Annotated in this window: 21 protein-coding genes and 1 tRNA gene; 11 read left to right on the top strand and 11 right to left on the bottom strand. The window is 61.3% G+C overall.

Annotated elements, in window-relative coordinates; all coding sequences use genetic code 11:
* Positions 1 to 377 precede the first annotated feature (377 nt).
* The 4 genes from E1K68_RS16865 to E1K68_RS16850 form a co-directional block, all read right to left on the bottom strand.
* Positions 378 to 782, bottom strand: a complete 405-nt coding sequence (locus E1K68_RS16865; RefSeq protein WP_073526576.1) for an META domain-containing protein — start codon at positions 780 to 782, stop codon at positions 378 to 380.
* Positions 779 to 1,219 (bottom strand): hypothetical protein, encoded by a 441-nt coding sequence (locus tag E1K68_RS16860; protein ID WP_003192054.1) that lies wholly within the window; start codon positions 1,217 to 1,219, stop codon positions 779 to 781. Before E1K68_RS16860 ends, E1K68_RS16865 begins: the two co-directional genes overlap by 4 nt.
* 71 nt (positions 1,220 to 1,290) lie before the next feature.
* On the bottom strand, positions 1,291 to 2,280 hold the full coding sequence (locus E1K68_RS16855) for a 2-hydroxyacid dehydrogenase (RefSeq protein ID WP_212614452.1): 990 nt from the start codon (positions 2,278 to 2,280) through the stop codon (positions 1,291 to 1,293).
* 147 nt (positions 2,281 to 2,427) lie between these two features.
* Complete coding sequence (locus E1K68_RS16850) at positions 2,428 to 5,181, bottom strand: response regulator (protein WP_003192050.1); 2,754 nt, start codon at positions 5,179 to 5,181, stop codon at positions 2,428 to 2,430.
* Positions 5,182 to 5,386: 205 nt separating this feature from the next.
* Between E1K68_RS16850 and E1K68_RS16845 the strand changes: the two genes are divergently transcribed.
* Together E1K68_RS16845 and E1K68_RS16840 are read left to right on the top strand one after the other, a co-directional pair.
* Positions 5,387 to 6,115, top strand: a complete 729-nt coding sequence (locus E1K68_RS16845; RefSeq protein ID WP_057710363.1) for a response regulator transcription factor — start codon at positions 5,387 to 5,389, stop codon at positions 6,113 to 6,115.
* The gene (locus E1K68_RS16840) at positions 6,102 to 7,460 is read left to right on the top strand and encodes a sensor histidine kinase (protein WP_212614451.1); all 1,359 of its coding nucleotides are present in this window, start codon (positions 6,102 to 6,104) and stop codon (positions 7,458 to 7,460) included. The genes E1K68_RS16845 and E1K68_RS16840 overlap by 14 nt, the downstream gene beginning before the upstream one ends.
* 3 nt (positions 7,461 to 7,463) lie before the next feature.
* Here E1K68_RS16840 and E1K68_RS16835 read toward each other — a convergent pair whose 3' ends face one another.
* On the bottom strand, positions 7,464 to 7,979 hold the full coding sequence (locus tag E1K68_RS16835) for a DUF2062 domain-containing protein (protein ID WP_003192045.1): 516 nt from the start codon (positions 7,977 to 7,979) through the stop codon (positions 7,464 to 7,466).
* Positions 7,980 to 8,114: 135 nt separating this feature from the next.
* On the opposite strand from E1K68_RS16835, the gene E1K68_RS16830 reads away from it, so the two are divergent.
* The 8 genes from E1K68_RS16830 (at position 8,115) to murB (ending at position 14,970) form a co-directional block, all read left to right on the top strand.
* Complete coding sequence (locus E1K68_RS16830) at positions 8,115 to 10,340, top strand: DNA internalization-related competence protein ComEC/Rec2 (RefSeq protein ID WP_244858821.1); 2,226 nt, start codon at positions 8,115 to 8,117, stop codon at positions 10,338 to 10,340.
* Positions 10,341 to 10,448: 108 nt separating this feature from the next.
* Positions 10,449 to 11,084 (top strand): MotA/TolQ/ExbB proton channel family protein, encoded by a 636-nt coding sequence (locus tag E1K68_RS16825; protein ID WP_003192043.1) that lies wholly within the window; start codon positions 10,449 to 10,451, stop codon positions 11,082 to 11,084.
* Positions 11,081 to 11,509 (top strand): biopolymer transporter ExbD, encoded by a 429-nt coding sequence (locus E1K68_RS16820; RefSeq protein WP_003192041.1) that lies wholly within the window; start codon positions 11,081 to 11,083, stop codon positions 11,507 to 11,509. Before E1K68_RS16825 ends, E1K68_RS16820 begins: the two co-directional genes overlap by 4 nt.
* Entirely contained in the window at positions 11,509 to 12,519 is a 1,011-nt protein-coding gene (lpxK, locus tag E1K68_RS16815) for a tetraacyldisaccharide 4'-kinase (RefSeq protein WP_212614450.1), read from the top strand. The genes E1K68_RS16820 and lpxK overlap by 1 nt, the downstream gene beginning before the upstream one ends.
* A 24-nt stretch (positions 12,520 to 12,543) precedes the next feature.
* Positions 12,544 to 12,729 (top strand): Trm112 family protein, encoded by a 186-nt coding sequence (locus E1K68_RS16810; protein WP_003174668.1) that lies wholly within the window; start codon positions 12,544 to 12,546, stop codon positions 12,727 to 12,729.
* Complete coding sequence (gene kdsB, locus E1K68_RS16805) at positions 12,726 to 13,490, top strand: 3-deoxy-manno-octulosonate cytidylyltransferase (RefSeq protein WP_212614449.1); 765 nt, start codon at positions 12,726 to 12,728, stop codon at positions 13,488 to 13,490. The genes E1K68_RS16810 and kdsB overlap by 4 nt, the downstream gene beginning before the upstream one ends.
* The gene (locus E1K68_RS16800; protein WP_057710367.1) at positions 13,490 to 13,954 is read left to right on the top strand and encodes a low molecular weight protein-tyrosine-phosphatase; all 465 of its coding nucleotides are present in this window, start codon (positions 13,490 to 13,492) and stop codon (positions 13,952 to 13,954) included. The genes kdsB and E1K68_RS16800 overlap by 1 nt, the downstream gene beginning before the upstream one ends.
* A complete protein-coding gene (gene murB, locus E1K68_RS16795; protein WP_212614448.1) occupies positions 13,951 to 14,970 on the top strand; it encodes a UDP-N-acetylmuramate dehydrogenase in 1,020 nt (339 codons plus the stop codon). Before E1K68_RS16800 ends, murB begins: the two co-directional genes overlap by 4 nt.
* Before the next feature lie 71 nt (positions 14,971 to 15,041).
* Here murB and E1K68_RS16790 read toward each other — a convergent pair whose 3' ends face one another.
* Positions 15,042 to 15,713 (bottom strand): Bax inhibitor-1/YccA family protein, encoded by a 672-nt coding sequence (locus tag E1K68_RS16790; RefSeq protein WP_003192030.1) that lies wholly within the window; start codon positions 15,711 to 15,713, stop codon positions 15,042 to 15,044.
* Positions 15,714 to 15,865: 152 nt separating this feature from the next.
* Between E1K68_RS16790 and E1K68_RS16785 the strand changes: the two genes are divergently transcribed.
* Positions 15,866 to 15,956 (top strand) — tRNA-Ser (locus E1K68_RS16785).
* Between the two features lie 116 nt (positions 15,957 to 16,072).
* Here E1K68_RS16785 and E1K68_RS16780 read toward each other — a convergent pair.
* From E1K68_RS16780 to E1K68_RS16755, 5 genes are all read right to left on the bottom strand, one after another.
* On the bottom strand, positions 16,073 to 17,122 hold the full coding sequence (locus tag E1K68_RS16780; RefSeq protein WP_212614447.1) for a tyrosine-type recombinase/integrase: 1,050 nt from the start codon (positions 17,120 to 17,122) through the stop codon (positions 16,073 to 16,075).
* Between the two features lies 1 nt (position 17,123).
* Complete coding sequence (locus tag E1K68_RS16775; RefSeq protein WP_103299385.1) at positions 17,124 to 17,399, bottom strand: DUF4224 domain-containing protein; 276 nt, start codon at positions 17,397 to 17,399, stop codon at positions 17,124 to 17,126.
* Between the two features lie 218 nt (positions 17,400 to 17,617).
* Positions 17,618 to 18,160: a phosphohydrolase gene (locus E1K68_RS16765; RefSeq protein WP_212614446.1), complete on the bottom strand. Its 543-nt coding sequence runs from the start codon at positions 18,158 to 18,160 to the stop codon at positions 17,618 to 17,620.
* Positions 18,157 to 18,558 carry a hypothetical protein gene (locus E1K68_RS16760; protein WP_212614445.1) on the bottom strand — a complete coding sequence of 134 codons (402 nt, stop codon included), beginning with the start codon at positions 18,556 to 18,558 and terminating at the stop codon, positions 18,157 to 18,159. Before E1K68_RS16760 ends, E1K68_RS16765 begins: the two co-directional genes overlap by 4 nt.
* Positions 18,559 to 18,606: 48 nt before the next feature.
* Positions 18,607 to 18,933 carry a pyocin activator PrtN family protein gene (locus E1K68_RS16755; protein ID WP_065935948.1) on the bottom strand — a complete coding sequence of 109 codons (327 nt, stop codon included), beginning with the start codon at positions 18,931 to 18,933 and terminating at the stop codon, positions 18,607 to 18,609.
* Positions 18,934 to 19,004: the final 71 nt, after the last annotated feature.

Raw genomic sequence — 19,004 nt, 5'->3', positions numbered from 1 at the left:
GCCCCACCACTCGGCACCTCGCTTAGGCTCGGTGTGCCCGTAATCCGCCAGTGATTTGGGGGGCCGCCGCCACGCGCCATCCATGGCGCGGGGCGGCTAAACCGGCATCCCTGCCGGTTTACCCCCCAAATCCCTGTCGAATTCCGGCCAGCGTGGTTTAACGGGGCGCCTGAGATCAAAAGCAGATCAAAAGCAGATCAAAAGCGGCTCGCTTCGCATCGTGGAGTGTGTGGCCGGGCGCGGTCAACTGTGGGAGCTGGCTTGCCTGCGAAGGTATCGACTTGGTGTGCCTGAATCACCGCGTCGTCCGCATCGCAGGCAAGCCAGCTCCCACAGAACCAGAGGACACCGCGTTAATACAGGAGAGTGCGCCTAGATCAGCCTTCTTCGAGCCACAAGCGGATCGGCTTGCCTTCGGCCGGCCAGAACCGCGTCTGCTCGATCGGCGAGATGTCCCAACGCTGCACGCCTTGCAGGGCCTGGAAGAAGCGATGTTCTTGCTCCATCAGGGCCTCGGCGCACATTTTTCGGGTGCTGCCGACTGGGCCGAAGCTGAGCTTGTCGCCTTCGACCGTGTACGGCGCAAACCAGTGGTTACAGCCGCCATTGCCATAGGCGCGGCCATCGGCGCCCAGGGTGACGGTGAGGTGCGCGTAGTCCATCAACGGCCGCTCACCGATCCATTCCACTACGTAGCTGTGGTCGCGCTCGAGCTTGGCGCCATCGGCGGCGCAGCCTGCCAGGCCTACTCCGATTGCGGCGAGCAGCAGGCGGCCTTTCATTGCGCGGCCTGCTGGCATTTCGGGCAGCGGTGTTTATCGCCTTCGCTGGCCCAGCCCAGTTCTTTGATACGCGCGTTGGCAGCCGGTTGCAACGGTGCCTTGGTCAGCTTGGTTTCTACCGCGAACTCAAACTCGAGCACGGCGTCGCAGCTGTCGCAGTTGACCTTCCAGGTGTGAATCTCCAGTTCGCCGAACTTCGGCCCTTGGGCCATGGCGACCCACTGGCCTGCCGGGCGGATGGAGTAGCGTGCGTCACCTTCGACGGTCAGGCGCATCGACAGGGTTTTACTGCCGCGCAGGCTGACGATCAGGACGTCGCCATGTTTGATCGAACCACCGTTGCCGGTGACCTGGTAACGGCCCGGCACCAGGGCGCGGCATTCGATCAGGGTGTGTTGCGGGCTCAGCAAGCTGAAGCGGAAATCGTGTTCGGCCATGGATCCTCCAAATAGGCGCGGCATCCTATCACGGGTGCCGGCCTATCATGAGCCTGGTATGTGACCGCTGATCATCCCTCGACCAGGTTCTGCGCCCGGCCATCGGCCCACGCGGCAATGTTGGCCAATGTGGTGCCGGCAATCGCCGCCAGGGCCTCACGGGTGAGGAAGGCCTGGTGCGCGGTGATGATCACGTTGGGGAAGGTCAGCAGGCGGGCGAGCACGTCATCTTGCAGGGGCAGGTCCGAGCGGTCCTCGAAAAACAATTGAGCTTCTTCTTCGTAGACGTCCAGCCCCAGGTAGCCCAACTGGCCCAGCTTGAGCGCTTCGATCAGTGCCGGCGTATCGACCAGGCCACCGCGCCCGGTGTTGATCAGCATCGCACCGGGCTGCATCTGCGCCAGTGAGCGGGCATTGATCAGGTGTTTGCTGTCGGCGGTCAGCGGGCAGTGCAGGCTGATGATCTGCGCCTCGGCCAACAGTTCAGGCAGGCTTACGTAGCGGGCGCCAAGTTCATGCACCTGTGGGTTGGGGAAGGGGTCGTAGGCCAGCAGTTGGCAGCCGAAGCCGGCCATGATCTTGGCGAAGGTCGCGCCGATCTGCCCGGTGCCGACCACGCCGACCGTTTTGCCGACCAGATCGAAACCGGTGAGCCCGTGCAGGCTGAAATCACCGTCGCGGGTGCGGTTGTAGGCACGGTGCAGACGGCGGTTGAGCGCCAGAATCAGCGCGACCGCGTGTTCGGCCACCGCGTGGGGCGAATAGGCGGGCACGCGCACGATACTCAGGCCCAGGCGCTGGGCGGCGGGCAAGTCGACATGGTTGTAGCCCGCCGAGCGCAGGGCAATCAGGCGCGTTCCGCCCTTGGCCAGTTGCTCCAGCACGGGGGCGCTGAGGTCGTCGTTGATAAAGGCGCAGACCACTTCGTGGTGTTCGGCCAGGGCCACGGTATCGAGGTTCAGGCGTGCCGGTTGGAACTGCAGTTCGATACCGGCCGGCAGCGGTTCGCCGAGGAAACTCTCGCGGTCGTAGGTTTGGCTGCTGAAGAGAATGACGCGCATTGAAAAGGCTCCCTGCAATGACAGAATAGATGCGTACTTGTAGGAGCGAGCTTGCTCGCGAAAAACGTCAACGATAACGCGTTCATTCTGGTTTAACGCGGTGTTCTCTGGTTTTTCGCGAGCAAGCTCGCTCCTACAGTCGGACGGTCAGGCACTTACTCTGGCTTCACTGGCCAACCGTGCAATCGCCATGTCCAGTTCATCCAGCGCAGCCATGGCCTTGGCGTCATCCTGCTTGAGCAGGGTTTCGGCGCGCTGGCAGGCCGCCCGCAATTGCGGTACGCCACAATAGCGCGTGGCGCCGTGCAGGCGGTGCACGCGTTCGATCAAGGCGTGGTTGTCATTGGCTTCGCGGGCGACGGTAATCGCCAGGCGATCAGCCTCCAGGGAGGCCAGCAGCATGGCGAGCATATCGGCGGCCAGGTCGGCCTTGTTGGCGGCCAGGCGCAGGCCTTCTTCGTGGTCGAGTACCAAGAGCTGCACGCCCTGGGCTGCACCCTCATGGGTGCGCTCCGGGCCTTGGTTACGCAGCGCCAGGCCGGTCCATTTCAAGACCACCTGGGCCAATTGCCGCTCGCTGATGGGCTTGGTCAAGTAGTCGTCCATGCCGCTTTGCAGCAGGGCGCGTTTTTCGTTGGCCATGGCATGGGCCGTGAGGGCTACCACCGGCAGCGGCGTGCCGTGGCGTTCGCTTTCCCACTGGCGGATCGCCTCGGTGCTCTGGCGGCCATCCATGCCGGGCATTTGCACGTCCATCAGCACCAAATCGAAAGTTTCTTGCTTCACGGCGTCGACCGCCGCGTAACCGCTTTCCACCGCCTGCACCTTGGCACCCATGTCTTCCAACAGGGTTTGCACCAGCAGCAGGTTGGCCGGGTTGTCGTCCACGCACAGCACCCGTGGCGCACGGCTGGACAACGGCTCACCGGGTTCGCTGCGCGAAGGGCGCGGGCTGATCAGATCGGCCAGCGAGCGGCGCAGCTTGCGCGTACAAGCGGGCTTGGCCTGCAATTGGCTGTTGGGGTTGGGCACCGATTGGTTGAACAGCATCTGCTCGGTGGTCGGGCACAGCACCAGCACCTTGCAGCCCAGGTGTTCAAGGTCCCACAGGTGTTGGTTGAGGCGCTCGGGCGGAATGTCATTGGCCGTGACACCCAGCACCGCCAGGCTGATGGCCTGTTCGGTCTGGTGCGCACTGGTGATGCCATTGGTCAGGCTTTCCAGGGTGTTGAAGGGCGTGACTTCCAGGCCGCAGTCTTCCAACTGATGTTGCAGGGCCTGGCGCGCCAGTTCGTGGTTTTCCAGCACGGCCACACGCCGCCCCAGCAGCGGCGCGGCGGGCAGGTCCTCGACGTCGTCACGGGTTTTGGGCAGGTTCAGGCTGATCCAGAATTCGGAGCCTTCACCCGGCGTGCTGTCGACGCCGATTTCGCCGCCCATCTGCTCGATCAACCGCTTGGAAATCACCAGGCCCAAACCGGTGCCGCCGGGCTGGCGCGACAGCGAGTTGTCGGCCTGGCTGAATGCCTGGAACAGGGCGCGCACATCCTGGTTGGACAGGCCGATGCCGGTGTCTTGCACGCTGATGCGCAATTGCACGCTGTCTTCTTGTTCATCTTCAATCATCGCTCGGGCCACAATGGTGCCTTCGCGGGTGAACTTGATCGCATTGCTGATCAGGTTGGTCAGAATCTGCTTGAGCCGCAGCGGGTCGCCCACCAACGCCAGCGGCGTGTCGCGGTACACCAGGCTCACCAGTTCGAGCTGCTTGGCATGGGCGGCGGGGGCGAGGATGGTCAAGGTGTCTTGCAGCAAGTCGCGCAGGTTGAAAGGCACGCTGTCGAGCACCAGTTTGCCGGCTTCAATCTTCGAGAAATCGAGGATTTCGTTGATGATGCCCAGCAGGTTATCCGCAGATTTTTCGATAGTGCCCAGGTAGTCCAACTGGCGCGGCGACAGCTCGCTTTTTTGCAATAGGTGAGTAAAACCGAGGATGCCGTTGAGCGGCGTGCGGATTTCATGGCTCATGTTGGCCAGGAACTCCGACTTGATACGGCTGGCCTCCAGGGCTTCCTTGCGCGCCAGGTCGAGCTCGATGTTCTGGATCTCGATGGTTTCCAGGTTCTGGCGCACGTCTTCGGTGGCCTGGTCGATGCTGTGTTGCAGCTCTTCCTGGGCATTTTGCAGGGTTTCGGCCATGCGGTTGATGCCCGAGGCGAGCTGGTCCAACTCCTGGCTGCCCAAGGGTGGCAAGCGTGTCTCCAGGTTGCCGTCCTTGAGTTGGGCCACCGCTTGCTTGATCTGGCCAATCGGCGAATTGATGGTGCGGCTGATACGCAGGGCGAGGGCGGCGGTGCACATCAGGCCGATGGCGATCAACAGCAGGCTGGCGAACAGGCTGCGATAGCCACGCAGCAACATGCCATTGTGAGACAGCTCCACTTCGACCCAACCCAGCAGGCGGTCGGCCTCATCCGGAATCAGCTCGCCCGCCAGGTTGCGATGGCGGCCAAACACCGGCAGTAAATAGCGGGTGGCGTCGTTGCCGGTGCGCTGCAACAGGTGCGAACTGTTGCCGGTGGGCGGCTGGTTGAGCATGGTCGGGCCGGCGTGGGCCAGGGAAGAGCGGTCTGGCGCCAGGAACGACACCGCGCGCACATCCGGCTGCTCCAGGGACTGGGTCGCGATGCGCTCTAGCAGGTCGGTGTTCTTATGACCGAGGGCAGGTGCCACCAACGGCGCCAATTGCTCGGCGATCATTTCGCCGCGTTGCAGCATCTGGGTTTGCAACTCCGAGAGCTGCATCCAGGTGAAATAGCCGCCCAACAGCAACGCCATCAGGCTAGTCGGTAATAAGGTCAGCAACAGTACGCGGCCTTTTATCCCCATTCTTCTAAGCACGCCACTCTCCTGCTACCACGTTGTTATCAATCATCCACGCCGGCATCCGGCCCGCGCCACCTGCGCAGTGTAGCCATTTGCACGGCCTGGAATCTTGCAAATTAATGACATACGGCAATCTTCGGGCCATTCGGCGCCGGGTGGCGATTGCCTGTGAACGTTTAATCTTGAATAATCAGTGATTGAGAATGACTTGCAGACGCTAATGACTCCCGCAGCAGTTGGCCTACCCAGTATCCTGACTATCGAAGACGACCCGGTGTTGGGCGCCTATGTGCACGAGCAGCTTGGCCGCAGTGGCTTCCAGGTGACCTGGTGCCGGAACGGTCAGCAGGGCCTGCAACTGGCCCGCGCCGAGGCCTTCGACCTGGTGCTGATGGACATTCTGCTGCCAGGGCTGGACGGTTTGTCGATCCTCACCCATTTGCGCCAGAGCCACGCCATGCCGGTGATCCTGATGTCGGCGCTGGGCGCTGAAGCCGATCGCATCAGCGGCTTTCGCCTGGGCGCGGACGACTATCTGCCCAAGCCGTTCAGCATGGTTGAATTGTGCGTGCGTATTGAAGCGATCCTGCGCCGCGTTGCCCTGGACCGCCGACCCGAGCCGCCGCGTGCCCCGGCACCCGAAGATGCCCGCGTGCTGCACTTTGATGATCAGCGCTGCGATGTGTCCTGCCAGGACCAGTGGGCCGCGCTCACGCGCAGCGAATACCGCCTGCTGGAAACCCTGCACCGCAATACCGAAGAAGTCCTCAGCAAAGCCTTCCTGTATCAGCAGGTGTTGCAGCGCGGTTACGCACCCCATGACCGCAGTCTCGATATGCACGTCAGCCAGATCCGCCGCAAGCTCAAGGCCATCGGTTACATCGAGCGGGAAGTGCGCACCGTGTGGGGCAAGGGCTACGTGCTGAGCGGTCACGATGAAGGGCTTTGAGCGACTGCCTGGCAAACACTCGTTGTTCTGGAAGCTGGCTTGCCTGTTGATCGCCTTCTGTTTGCTGATGATTTGGCTCAGTTGGTCGTGGGGCCGCTACATGGAGCAGCAGAGCGCGTACCTGTCCGAGAAGTCGCGGGAGATTCTCACTGGCTATGCCGCCGGCGCCGAACTGGCGTGGAGCACACAGGGCAGTGCTGGCGTGGACGTTTGGCTGCAGCGAATGGCCGAGCGTGAAAGCATCTGGGTTGGCGTGATCGGTAACGACTTGCAGTCCCTGGGCAGCACCCCCTTGAGTGACAAGGAAAGCCAGCGCCTGACGTTTTTGCGTGGATTGGACTGGCCGGTCAGCCGGCATGTCATCGGTTTGCCCTGGATGAAGGTGCCGTTTCCGGTCGACCCTGGCGCGGGGTCGCTGGTGATCGAGCTGCCGCAGCGCTTTATGCCTGGGCGCTATCAGCTGTTCTGGCGAGTGGTCACCAATGGTGTGATTCCAGGTCTATTTACCCTGTTGCTGTGCATCGGCCTTTATCGGCTGCTGATCATGCCCCTCAATCAATTGCGCGAGCAGGCCAACGCCTGGCGTGCGGACCAACTCAATACGCGAATGTCTCGTGATGCCACCAGCCGCCAGGATGAACTGGGCGAGCTGGGCCGCGCCTTTGACCATATGTCCGAACGCCTGCAGGGCACCGTGCGTTTGCAGCAGCAGTTGCTGCGCGATATGTCCCATGAACTGCGCACACCCTTGAGCCGCCTGCGGGTAGCCTGCGACAGCGAGCAAGACCTGGCCAAACTGCGCGAACGCCTGGGTCGGGAAATCGACGCCATGCAGCGCCTGGTGGAAGACAGCCTGCAACTGGCCTGGCTCGACAGCGAAACGACGCCACTGCCCCAGGAAGATATTCAGCTCCAGGCGTTATGGGACATATTGAGTGAGAACACGTGTTTTGAAAGCGGTTGGCCCGCATCGCGCTTGCCGTGCCTGTTACCGGCGGACAGTTGGGTGCGAGGCAACCTGAATGCACTGGCCCAGGCCCTGGAAAATATCCTGCGTAACGCCATACGCCACTCCCCCAAGGGCGGCTGCGTGCAACTCGACGGCTGCCGTGAGGGAGATTATTGGCATATCTGGCTGCAGGATCAGGGGTCGGGGATTGTGGAGGGTGACTTGGAGCGCATCTTCGCGCCCTTTACCCGCCTGGACGGCTCGCGGCCCGGCGATGGCGGTTTCGGCCTGGGCCTGAGCATTGCCCGCAACGCCGTGCAGCGCCAGGGCGGTCGCTTATGGGCAGAAAACACCGGGCAGGGTCTGCGGGTGCATTTGCGTTTGCTGGCCCGTTAGCGCTCAGCGCCTACGCAGTTTGCGTTTTTTCCACTGGTGCGCTACCCACCAGCGCCAGTACGCCATGGTCAGGCAGTAGGCCAGGGCGCCCAATACCACCCCCAATACCACCGAACCCAGCAAGAATGGCTGCCACAGGGTGCTCAACTGGCCGCTGATCCATTCCCACGTCAGGTTATCGGGCAAGCTGCGTGGCGGCACGTTCATCAGCCAGGCGCCGGTCATATAGGTGCAGATGAACACCACCGGCATGGTGATGGGGTTGGTCAACCACACCAGGCTGATGGCAATAGGCATATTGCCGCGCACCGAGATCGCGAGCACTGCGGCGAGCAACATCTGCAACGGAATCGGGATAAACGCCGCAAATAAACCCACCGCCATGGCGCGCGCCACGGAGTGCCGGTTCAGATGCCAGAGGTTGGGGTCATGCAGCAGCGTGCCAAGAAACTGTAATGACTTGTGTTCCCTGATACTGCTGGGATCGGGCATGTACCGTTTGAATAAGCGCCGGGGCATATGGGGTCCAGGTCAATTCGAGGGGCAAGTATGCCCGGATTCTATAAACAGAAAATTCAGACTTTGTGACAAAACATCATAGGCGCTGTCGTTCAGCCGGCTAAGACTGAGTGGATCACTGGAAAAGGATGATCCATGAAGACAGGGATGTTGGCGTTGGCGCTGGGGTTGCTGACGTTGCGTTGGTTGCCGGTGTTGCCGCCTGGTGCCGGGTTATTGGCCATGCTGGTGCTGGCCTTGATGCTGTTGCCTTTTCGGTCCTATCCCGTGGCGTTCTTTCTGGTGGGCTTGAGTTGGGCCTGTCTCAGCGCGCAGCGGGCGCTGGATGATCGGCTGCAGCCGGCCCTGGACGGGCAAACTCGCTGGGTGGAGGGGCATGTGGTCGGCTTGCCCCAGCAGACGGTTACGGGCGTGCGCTTTGAACTGGCCGACGGCCGGTCGCGCAAGGTCCGGCTGCCCAAACGTATCCGCGTGTCCTGGCACGGCGGGCCAGTGGTGAACAGTGGCGAACGCTGGCGCTTGGCGTTGACACTCAAGCGGCCTGCGGGCCTGCTCAATTTTCATGGAGTTGACCACGAAGTCTGGCTGCTGGCCCAGCGTATCGGTGCCACTGCAACGGTAAAAGACGGTGAGCGTCTCGCACCCGCCCGCAATGCCTGGCGCGATGCTGTTCGCCAGCGCCTGATGGCGGTGGATGCCCAAGGCCGCGAGGCAGGGCTGGCGGCGCTGGTATTGGGCGACGGTTCCGGCCTGGCACCTGAGGATTGGCAGGTGTTGCAGGACACGGGCACGGTGCATCTGCTGGTGATTTCCGGGCAGCACATCGGCTTGCTGGCGGGCTTGATCTACGGCTTGGTCGCGGTATTGGCGCGCTATGGTTGCTGGCCCCGAACCTGGCCGTGGCTGCCGTGGGCGTGCGGCCTGGCTTTTGGCGCAGCGTTGGGTTATGGCCTGCTGGCGGGGTTTGGCGTGCCGGTGCAGCGGGCCTGTGTGATGGTCGGCCTGGTGTTGCTGTGGCGTCTGCGTTTCCGCCATTTGGGGCTGTGGTGGCCGTTGCTGCTGGCGCTGAATGGCGTGCTGGTGCTGGAGCCCTTGGCCAGCCTGCAGGTGGGGTTCTGGCTTTCGTTTGCGGCGGTCGCGGTGTTGCTGCTGGCGTTCGGCGGGCGCTTGGGGCCGTGGAGCGTCTGGCAGGCGTGGACCCGGCCCCAGTGGTTGATTGCCATAGGCTTGTTTCCGGTGTTGCTGGTGCTGGGTCTGCCCATCAGCCTCAGCGCACCGGTGGCCAATCTGTTTGCCGTGCCGTGGATCAGCCTGGTGGTGCTGCCCTTGGCGCTGCTGGGCACGGCGTTGTTGTGGGTGCCGCTGGCGGGGGAAGGTGTGCTGTGGCTGGCTGGCGGCGCGCTGGACGGATTGTTCAAGGGCCTGGCGCTGCTGGCTGCGCAGTTGCCGGCGTGGGTGCCGCCCGAGGTGCCGCTGGGGTATTGGCTGGTCAGCCTGATGGGCGCAGTGGTGTTACTGCTGCCCAAAGGGGTGCCGTTCCGGGTGTTGGGCTGGCCCATGCTGTTGATGGCCGTTTTTCCGCCCCGGGAGTGGGTGCCCCACGGACAGGTAGAGGTGCTGCAACTGGATGTCGGCCAGGGGCAGGCACTGATCCTGCGTACCCGCCACCACACCTTGCTCTACGATGCCGGGCCGCGCTCGGGGCCTGTCGACCTCGGCGCGCGCGTCGTGTTGCCGTCGTTGAAAAAACTCGGGGTAGGGCAGTTGGACATGATGCTGCTCAGCCATGCCGACGCCGATCACGCCGGTGGTGCGGCGGCGGTGGCTCGGGGGCTGCCCGTCAAACGCGTGGTGGGCGGCGAAACCGAGGGCTTGCCATCCTTTCTCGCCACCCAGCCCTGTACCAGCGGCGAGCGCTGGGAGTGGGACGGCGTGTCGTTTGAGCTGTGGCAGTGGGCGGGTGGGCTTGAGGGCAATCCGAGGTCGTGCGTGCTGCAAGTCGAGGCCAATGGCGAACGCCTGCTGCTCACCGGCGACATTGATCGCGCCGCCGAACAGGCGTTTCTGGCATCCCCGCTGGCGGTTCCGACCGACTGGCTACAAGCTCCGCACCACGGCAGCCGTAGTTCTTCGTCCTGGCCTTTCGTACAACGGTTGGCGCCCACCTCGGTGTTGATTTCCCGCGGGCGCAGCAATACGTTCGGCCATCCTCATCCGCAGGTCCTGAAACGCTACCAAGCGCTGGGCAGCCGGGTGTATGACAGCGCCGAACAGGGCGCCGTGCGCCTGCGCCTGGGGGCGTTTGTGCCTGCGACGGTTGCGCGCAGCCAACGTCGTTTCTGGCGCGAACCGTTACCGTAATCAGGCGTTACCAACGTCTCGAACCGCGACAGACGGACCTGTAGCCGGTGAACCCCTCTGTTGACCCTATATGGTAAAGTGGCGCACTTTTTCGAGGGGACATTCACTGTGTGGGAATTGGTCAAATCCGGCGGCTGGATGATGTTGCCGATCATTCTGAGCTCCATCGTCGCACTCGGCATCGTCGCCGAACGCCTGTGGACCCTGCGCGCCAGTCGCGTCACCCCCGAGCACTTGCTGGGGCAGGTCTGGGGCTGGATCAAGAACAAGCAGCTCGACAAGCAAAAGCTCAAGGAGCTGCGTGCCAATTCGCCACTGGGTGAAATCCTCGCCGCCGGCCTGGCCAATTCCAAGCATGGTCGCGAGATCATGAAAGAGTGCATTGAAGAAGCGGCCGCCCGGGTCATCCATGAGCTGGAGCGCTATATCAACGCCCTTGGCACTATCGCCGCCATGGCGCCGTTGCTGGGTTTGCTCGGCACGGTCCTGGGCATGATCGATATCTTCAGTGCGTTCACGGGCTCGGGTATGACCACCAACGCGTCGGTGCTGGCCGGGGGCATTTCCAAGGCCTTGATCACCACCGCCGCGGGTTTGATGGTGGGTATCCCTTCGGTGTTCTTCCACCGTTTCCTGCAGCGGCGCATTGATGAGCTGGTGGTCGGCATGGAACAGGAAGCCATCAAGCTGGTAGAGGTGGTGCAGGGCGACCGTGATGTAGACCTGGTCGAGGGCAAAGCGTGAAATTTCGCCGCAAGCAACGGGAAAATGTCGATATCAACCTCGCGTCGTTGATCGACGTGGTGTTTATCCTGCTGCTGTTTTTTGTCGTGACCACCACCTTCACCCGCGAAACCCAGCTGCGTGTCGACTTGCCTGAAGCGGTAAGCGGCTCGCCTGCCGAAGACCAGCAGGTCAAGCAACTGGACATCGCCATCAGCGCCGAAGGGGTGTTTTCGGTGAATAACCAGTTGCTGGAGAAAAACGACCTAGCCAGCCTGATGGAGGCCTTGCAAAAGGAGTCCGGCGGCGACACCCAATTGCCGCTGTCCATCAGCGCCGATGGCAAGACTCCGCATCAATCCGTGATCACCGCCATGGACGCTGCCGGCAAGCTCGGTTTCAGCCATTTGCGCATGACCACCGTCGAGGCGGCGAGCCCGCCCTGATGGCCATGTCCGAGCGCTTACTCAAGGCCTGGTACGAGGGCCACCCGGCACTGGCATTGTTGCGGCCACTGGAATCGCTGTATCGCCGCGTGGTGCAACGTAAGCGTGCGCGCTTCGTGGCGGGCGAGGGCGAGATTTATCAAGCGCCGGTGCCAGTGGTCGTGGTGGGCAATATCACGGTAGGCGGCACCGGCAAGACGCCGTTGATCCTGTGGTTGATCGAGCACTGCCGCCGCAGCGGCTTGCGCGTGGGCGTGGTCAGTCGAGGCTACGGTGCCAAGCCGCCGCAGTTGCCGTGGCGGGTCGAGGCCGGCCACAGTGCCGAGGTGGCCGGTGATGAACCCTTGCTGATCGTGCAGCGCAGTGGCGTCCCTTTGATGATTGACCCCGATCGCAGTCGCGCGGTAAAGGCCCTGCTGGCCAGTGAACCTCTGGACCTGATCCTCTCCGATGACGGCCTGCAGCATTACCGCCTGGCCCGCGATCTTGAACTGGTGCTGATCGATGCCGCCCGCGGCCTCGGCAACCGCCGCTGCCTGCCGGCCGGGCCGTTGCGCGAGCCGGTGGAGCGCCTGCACAGTGTGGATGCGGTGCTCTATAACGGTGCCGTCTCGGACCGTGAAGAAGGTTTTGCCTTTCGCCTGCAGCCCACAGCGCTGGTCAACCTGCACAGCGGCGAGCGCCAGCCGGTCACCTATTTCCCGCAGGGCCAGCAGGTGCATGCGGTGGCCGGTATCGGTAACCCGCAACGTTTCTTCAATACCCTTGAAACGCTACACTGGCAGCCGCTGCCCCATGCTTTTGCCGACCACGCGCCCTACAGCGCCGAGGTCTTGAGTTTTACCCCGTCATTGCCGCTGGTCATGACCGAAAAGGACGCGGTGAAGTGCCGCGCCTTTGCCCAGCCCGACTGGTGGTACCTTGCGGTGGATGCGGTACCGTCGCCGGCGTTCGTCGCCTGGTTCGACACGCAGCTGATGCGTCTGCTGCCCAACCGTCTCTTGCCTTAAAACGCTTCTTTCCAGGAAACACTCATGGACACCAAACTGCTCGATATCCTCGCTTGCCCGATCTGCAAAGGCCCGCTCAAGCTCAGCGCCGACAAAACCGAGCTGATCAGCAAAGGTGCCGGCCTGGCTTACCCTATCCGTGATGGCATCCCGGTCATGCTCGAAAGCGAAGCCCGTACCCTGACCACCGATGAGCGCCTGGATAAATGACCACCGCCTTTACCGTTGTCATCCCCTCGCGCTATGCCTCGACGCGCCTGCCGGGCAAACCGTTGCAAATGATCGGCGATAAGCCGATGGTTCAGCTGGTGTGGGAGCAAGCCTGCAAAAGCAGCGCCGAGCGCGTGGTAGTGGCCACCGATGACCCGCGTATTATCGAGGCGTGCAAAGGCTTTGGTGCCGAAGCGGTACTGACCCGCGAAGACCATAACTCCGGCACTGATCGCCTGGCCGAAGTCGCCACTCAGCTGGGTCTGGCACCCGACGCGATCGTAGTGAACGTGCAGGGTGACGAGCCATTGATACCGCCGGGTGTCATCGATCAGGTCGCTGCCAACCTCGCGGCCCATGGCGAGGCGCGTATGGCGACCCTGGCCGAACCGATCGAAGACATCGAGACGCTGTTCAACCCGAACGTGGTGAAAGTGGTCAGCGACATCAACGGCCTGGCACTGACGTTCAGTCGCTCCACCTTGCCGTGGGCGCGGGATGCCTTTGCCAAGAATCGCGACGTGTTGCCGGAGGGCGTGCCATATCGCCGCCATATCGGCATCTATGCTTACCGCGCCGGTTTCCTGCACGACTTCGTCAGTTGGGGCTCTTGCTGGCTCGAGAATACCGAGTCCCTGGAACAACTGCGTGCCCTCTGGCACGGCGTGCGTATCCACGTGGGCGATGCCTTGGAAGCACCGCCAGCCGGTGTCGACACTCAGGAAGACCTCGAGCGCGTCCGTCGCCTGCTGGGCGCCTGATGGAAGTTCTGTTTGTATGTCTGGGCAATATCTGCCGCTCGCCAACCGCTGAAGGCATCTTGCGCCATAAATTGCGCGAAGCCGGCTTGGCGGGCCAGGTTGAGGTTGCGTCTGCCGGTACCGGCGAATGGCATGTCGGCAACCCGCCGGACCAGCGCAGCCAGCGTGCGGCGCTGGCGCGAGGTTATGATTTGTCGAGCCAGCGTGCCCAGCAAGTTTCCCGCGCTGACTTTGCCCGCTACGACCTGATCCTGGCCATGGACCACAGTAACCTGCGCAACCTCAAAGCCATGCAGCCAGGGCAGGGCAAGGCCGAGCTGGATTTGTTCCTGCGTCGCTTTGATGGCGAAGTGGACGAGGTGCCAGACCCTTACTATGAAGGTGAGCAAGGTTTCGAACGGGTCCTGGACCTGATCGAACGCGCCTGTGATTTATTGGTGATCGAATTGAAGGGGCGGTTATGACCTTGCAAGTGCTTGCGCAGGTATCGCTCAAGCCATTCAACAGCTTTGGCATCGATGTGAACGCGCAATTGTTCGCCGAGGCCCACAGTGATGCTGACGTGCGCGAGGCCATCGCCTATGCCTCGGCAAACGCGGTGCCGTTGCTGGTGATCGGTGGCGGCAGCAATTTACTGTTGACCCAGGATATTCCGGCGCTGGTGTTGCGTATGGCGACCCAAGGCATTCGCGTGCTGAGCGACGATGGCACGCACGTGGTGGTCGAAGCCGAAGCGGGCGAAGCCTGGCATCCGTTTGTGCTGTGGACCCTTGAACACGGCTTCTGCGGCCTGGAAAACCTCAGTCTGATCCCCGGCACTGTCGGTGCGGCGCCGATGCAGAATATCGGTGCCTATGGCGTAGAGATCAAGGATGTGTTTGCCGGTCTCACCGCCCTGGATCGCCAGACGGGCGAACTGCGGGACTTCAGCCTCGACGAATGCAACTTTGCTTACCGTGACAGCCTGTTCAAGCACGAAGTCGGGCGTTGGCTGATCCTGCGGGTACGCTTTGCCCTCAGCCGCGCCACTCACCTGAAACTCGACTACGGCCCGGTGCAACAGCGCCTGGTCGCGCAGGGCATCACCCACGCCACGCCAAGCGATGTGAGCCGCGCGATTTGCAGCATTCGCCGCGAGAAACTGCCAGACCCGGCGGAGCTGGGCAATGCGGGCAGCTTCTTCAAGAACCCACTGGTGTCCCAGGCCCTGGCGGCTGAACTGCAAAGCCAGTATCCGGACCTGGTGGCCTACCCTCAGGCCGACGGCCAAATGAAACTCGCCGCCGGTTGGCTGATCGACAAGGCCGGTTGGAAGGGCTTCCGGGAGGGCGATGTGGGCGTGCACAAGCTGCAAGCGCTGGTGCTGGTCAATTACGGCACTGCCACCGGGCAGGAGATTGCCCAGCTGGCGCTACGCATCCAGCAAGATATCTTCAAGCGCTTCAAGGTCGAGTTGGAGATGGAACCCAATCAGTACTGAGCTTTATCGGGCCTGAAAATGAAAATGCCCCGTATCTTGCGATACGGGGCATTTTTTATAGCGCTTGCTGATCAGTCATCGCGGCTCATGATGCCGAAGATCTGCAACAGGCTGATGAACAGGTTGTAGATCGACACATACAGGCTGATGGTCGCCATGATGTAGTTACGCTCACCGCCGTGGATGATGGCGCTGGTCTGGAACAGGATGCACACCGAGGAAAACAGCACAAAACCCGCGCTGATCGCCAGTTGCAGGCCGCTGATCTGGAAGAACATGCTGGCCACCACGGCCGCCAGCAACACGAAGAAACCTGCGGTGATGAAGCCACCCAGGAAGCTCATGTCCTTACGGCTGATCAGCACGTAGGCCGACAGACCACCAAACACCAGGGCCGTCATGGCAAATGCCGAGCTGACCACTTCAGCACCGCCGGCCATGCCCAGGTAGCGGTTGAGGATCGGGCCGAGGATAAAGCCCATGAAACCGGTCAAGGCAAACGCCGACACCAGGCCCCAGGCCGAGTCACGTAGCTTGTTGGTCAGGAAGAACAGACCGTAGAAGCCGATCAACACGACAAAGATATTCGGGTAACCGACGCGCATCTGCTGGGCCACGTAAGCCATCACGCCGCTGAATGCGAGGGTAAGGGCGAGCAAGCCGTAGGTGTTGCGCAACACGCGGCTGACTTCAAGCTGCTCAGCCTGCGCGTTGCCATTCACTGCGTAATTCTGTTCGCGCATGGCGACACTCCTTCAGTTTTGAAACGTTCAGTCGCAAAGATCATAACAGACGCCTTGTAACAAGCGATGCAGAGAGTTTGACAGTGTGTTTCATTCGGGTATTATGGCGCCCGCTGACACGGGATGGGCTACTATAATCCCGTGATGCACAAGGGAAATTGGCAGAGTGGTTGAATGCACCGGTCTTGAAAACCGGCGGACGTTAATAGCGTCTCCAGGGTTCGAATCCCTGGTTTCCCGCCAAGATTTACACGAAAGCCCCGCGATTGCGGGGCTTTCGTGTTTACGGGGTTTGGGTGGAGCGCTACGGTTTTTGAGGGGCGTTCCGAAACTTTCGGGTAGGCGTTCCGAAACTTTGCCTATTTTGATGGTTTAGCAGTGGCGCCAATCCTCCTGTAAACCCGCTTTGTGATCTCCTGCTTACTGTGTCCCAGTAGCAGGCTTGCGTCGCCAATATCGATGATTTCCGATGCTGCTTTCGGTCGGATGTCGCGAAACTGAAAACCGCCAATCTTCGCGGCGAGGAGCGGATCGCCCTCTTCGATTGCTTTGGCACAAGCTTTCTCCCGCGCCTTGTCCCAGCGCAAGCGCAGCATTCCCTTCGTCATTCGCTTTCCGTGCCTGTTTATCAGCAGGTACTTCGAGACGTGGCCGGCATTCCTCTCCGTAATTTCCCGAATCAACCTGCCCAAGCTGTTTTCTCCCTCCTCTGTGTACATCAGGATCCTAAGCTTAAGCCCTGTCTTGCCTTGCGTGACCAAGAAGTAATCGCCCTCAATGTCGTCCCTGCGCATGACGATCACGTCTGCTGGTCGCTGGCCTGTCAGGTAGCCCAGGTCCATGGCTTCCTTGAGTTCCGGCTCAGCCATCCCGTAGACCGCATCCCAAACGGCGCCGTTGGCATAGTAATCACGTGGCGTTTCCTTGTTCTTGCGGATGCCCTGGCACGGATTCTCCCGCTCGGTCAGGCCCCATTCCCGCGCCATGTTGAACACGTGGGAGAGTAGGGCGATCTCCCTGTTGGCCCGTACCTTGGCTGTACGGGCGTCGCGGTATCCGGCGATATTGGCTGGTGTGATTGAGTCGATGGGCGCCCCGTCAAACATGGGCCGCAATTGTTTGAGCTCGGCTAGGTTATCCTTCTGGGTACGCTCGCCTTTTTTCGGAATGACGTCGCGAACGTATCGATCAAAGATCCCCTTCATCATCGTCAGATCGGCTGGCTTTTCCTTGGACTCAAGCTCTGCCCACTTCAATCGGGCTTTGCTCAAGTCTCCCCCAAGCGGGATTTCCTTACCCGTTGAGTCTCTGTAGTAATAACCAACCCACACTTTACCGTTCTTGCGAGGGCGCTTTCTCCGCACCATTCCCGGCGGTAAGTCCCTGTTCTCAGTGTTTCGAGGTCGCATCTCAGTTCACCCTGGAGAAGTCAGGTGTCCAAGCTGGTCGCGGCGGCGGTGTGCTCTGCTCTGCAGACGTTGGATTGGTCATGCCAAGCTTCATGCGAGCGTACATGCGTCCGACCAATGGGCGGCCACCACGGCTCTCAACGAATACCCAATTGCGGTCGTTGAGCCATCTCCGTTGATGGGCTCGCTGCTTGTATCCAGTAAGGTCGGCCAGTTCTTCGTCCGAGAAAATTTCAGTTTCTAAAGTTCTAGTGCGTGAATGATGCGTATACCCCACGGCAGGCTGCGCGAGCGGGCGTTCCTGAGCGTTTAGCGTTGCATCAGCGAGCGCTGCCCCGCGCAGCTTTTCGTGGGGTACATATGCCTCGGCAGTGGCGCTGGAAGGAGCAGTAATGCCTGCTGCTGCGCAGCAGAGACTGTTTGTTTCTAGCGTGTCGCCACCATTGGCTATGCGGAGCAAAGCGGGCAGGGCGTTGGTGTTGTCCTGGTGGTTCTTCATGCCGCTTTCCTCCGGTGTTCGATAGCGAGTTGGTCCATCAGGCGCTGGTGATAGGTAAGTCGAGCTTCTGCTGCAGGCCAAGGGCGGATGGTTTCGGCCATGGGTTCGATGCCGACCAAGCAATCCCAGATAGCCGGATCGGTTGGAATGAGGTCTCGGCGTTCGGTCGCCAGCGCAATCAAGTCGGCCTTGTAGATGCAGGCGGGGAGTTCTGGAGCGATGTCGAACCGCTCGCAAATGCGCCACCAGATGCAGTCCTCGAAGTGCTGGTAAGCGCTAATCCACTGCTTGAGTGGCCGAGTCATGTCACCCACGTACGCCTCGGCGGCATCGTGGAGCAAGGCCGCAAGCTTGTACTCTTCCGGCACCTGCTCGGCGACGATGCAGCTGTGTTGGGCCACGCTGTAGAACTCGAGGGTGTGGCCGTTGAAGCGGCACAGGTGGGCCAGCGAGTGCGAGATGTCCCGTGGGTCGATCATGTCGGCGTCGGGCTCGAACAGATCGAAGCGCTTGCCAGTGGATGTGAGGATCCAGTTCATGCGGCTTCCTCCTTCAGTTCGAAACGATCCATCAGCGCAGCCATGTTCAGTGCTTTTTCACGTAGGGCAAGTGCCTGAGTTGCTTGGCTTTCGGATCTAACGGCGCGGAAAGTTTCTGCGGCGAGCTTCAGCTTTTCGGCAATGGCGAGAAGTGTGTAACGGTCTTGCGGTTCCCGGCTCAATAGGAGTTCAGTTCGCATGCATTGATCTGACATTTCTTTGATAGAGGCTGCGTATGCGGCTGAAGCTTCGTCCCGGCCCAAGACGTAGCCGTCGGAATAGCCTTCTTCGTAGCCATCATTTTTGCCGTCAGTGAGGCCGCCTCGATACCCGACCCAATAGAGGATACCGGCGGCGATTACGATGCTGATCAGTGCGCAAATTTGTATTGCAGTCATGTGGTGTGCTCCTGGTAGTTTCGTGGCTGGTGGTGGCAGCCGTCTGGGTTACTGGTCTTGCTCGGTTGAATCGTTTTGTGGCCGGGGCATGTCTTCGTCCGCTCGGTAAGCGCGGATGTCGATCAGTGCTGCGACGTGTTTGATGTGGGCATACCGGATAGCCTTGACGCTGTGGTCCAAGGTTGTCACAGGAAGTTGAATACGCCCGCTGTTGATCGCCTCGGTGAAGGTCTTCTCGTTGAGGTTCTTGAAGTAATGCACGCGCAGCTTTTCCAGGGGGATAAGCACGTCGCCGAAGAGTTGGTGCAACATCTCGACGGTTGCGCTATCCGGTGCGGGTTGTAGCCGTAGCGGTGTCTGACTGTTGTTGCTCATGGGCAGCGGCCTCCTTGCGTTTGAGACGTGAGGGGTGATTCCAGGCATTCAGGCAGTGGCGTTTGGTCAGG

It is taken from the genome of Pseudomonas sp. B2021, assembly GCF_018135665.1.
GTDB lineage: Bacteria > Pseudomonadota > Gammaproteobacteria > Pseudomonadales > Pseudomonadaceae > Aquipseudomonas > Aquipseudomonas lactis.
The sequence above is the reverse complement of the archived record's forward strand: the minus strand, read 5'-3'. Positions and strand labels throughout refer to the sequence as shown.

What these genes read in the sequence shown, in the direction of transcription:
- E1K68_RS16860 (WP_003192054.1), bottom strand. Translation starts at nt 1,219, where the DNA reads ATGGCCGAACACGATTTCCGCTTCAGCTTGCTGAGCCCGCAACACACC.
- E1K68_RS16835 (WP_003192045.1), bottom strand. Translation starts at nt 7,979, where the DNA reads ATGCCCCGGCGCTTATTCAAACGGTACATGCCCGATCCCAGCAGTATC.
- E1K68_RS16855 (WP_212614452.1), bottom strand. Translation starts at nt 2,280, where the DNA reads ATGCGCGTCATTCTCTTCAGCAGCCAAACCTACGACCGCGAGAGTTTC.
- E1K68_RS16810 (WP_003174668.1), top strand. Translation starts at nt 12,544, where the DNA reads ATGGACACCAAACTGCTCGATATCCTCGCTTGCCCGATCTGCAAAGGC.
- murB (WP_212614448.1), top strand. Translation starts at nt 13,951, where the DNA reads ATGACCTTGCAAGTGCTTGCGCAGGTATCGCTCAAGCCATTCAACAGC.
- E1K68_RS16800 (WP_057710367.1), top strand. Translation starts at nt 13,490, where the DNA reads ATGGAAGTTCTGTTTGTATGTCTGGGCAATATCTGCCGCTCGCCAACC.
- kdsB (WP_212614449.1), top strand. Translation starts at nt 12,726, where the DNA reads ATGACCACCGCCTTTACCGTTGTCATCCCCTCGCGCTATGCCTCGACG.
- lpxK (WP_212614450.1), top strand. Translation starts at nt 11,509, where the DNA reads ATGGCCATGTCCGAGCGCTTACTCAAGGCCTGGTACGAGGGCCACCCG.
- E1K68_RS16845 (WP_057710363.1), top strand. Translation starts at nt 5,387, where the DNA reads ATGACTCCCGCAGCAGTTGGCCTACCCAGTATCCTGACTATCGAAGAC.
- E1K68_RS16760 (WP_212614445.1), bottom strand. Translation starts at nt 18,558, where the DNA reads ATGACTGCAATACAAATTTGCGCACTGATCAGCATCGTAATCGCCGCC.
- E1K68_RS16865 (WP_073526576.1), bottom strand. Translation starts at nt 782, where the DNA reads ATGAAAGGCCGCCTGCTGCTCGCCGCAATCGGAGTAGGCCTGGCAGGC.
- E1K68_RS16830 (WP_244858821.1), top strand. Translation starts at nt 8,115, where the DNA reads ATGAAGACAGGGATGTTGGCGTTGGCGCTGGGGTTGCTGACGTTGCGT.
- E1K68_RS16840 (WP_212614451.1), top strand. Translation starts at nt 6,102, where the DNA reads ATGAAGGGCTTTGAGCGACTGCCTGGCAAACACTCGTTGTTCTGGAAG.
- E1K68_RS16755 (WP_065935948.1), bottom strand. Translation starts at nt 18,933, where the DNA reads ATGAGCAACAACAGTCAGACACCGCTACGGCTACAACCCGCACCGGAT.
- E1K68_RS16790 (WP_003192030.1), bottom strand. Translation starts at nt 15,713, where the DNA reads ATGCGCGAACAGAATTACGCAGTGAATGGCAACGCGCAGGCTGAGCAG.
- E1K68_RS16780 (WP_212614447.1), bottom strand. Translation starts at nt 17,122, where the DNA reads ATGCGACCTCGAAACACTGAGAACAGGGACTTACCGCCGGGAATGGTG.
- E1K68_RS16765 (WP_212614446.1), bottom strand. Translation starts at nt 18,160, where the DNA reads ATGAACTGGATCCTCACATCCACTGGCAAGCGCTTCGATCTGTTCGAG.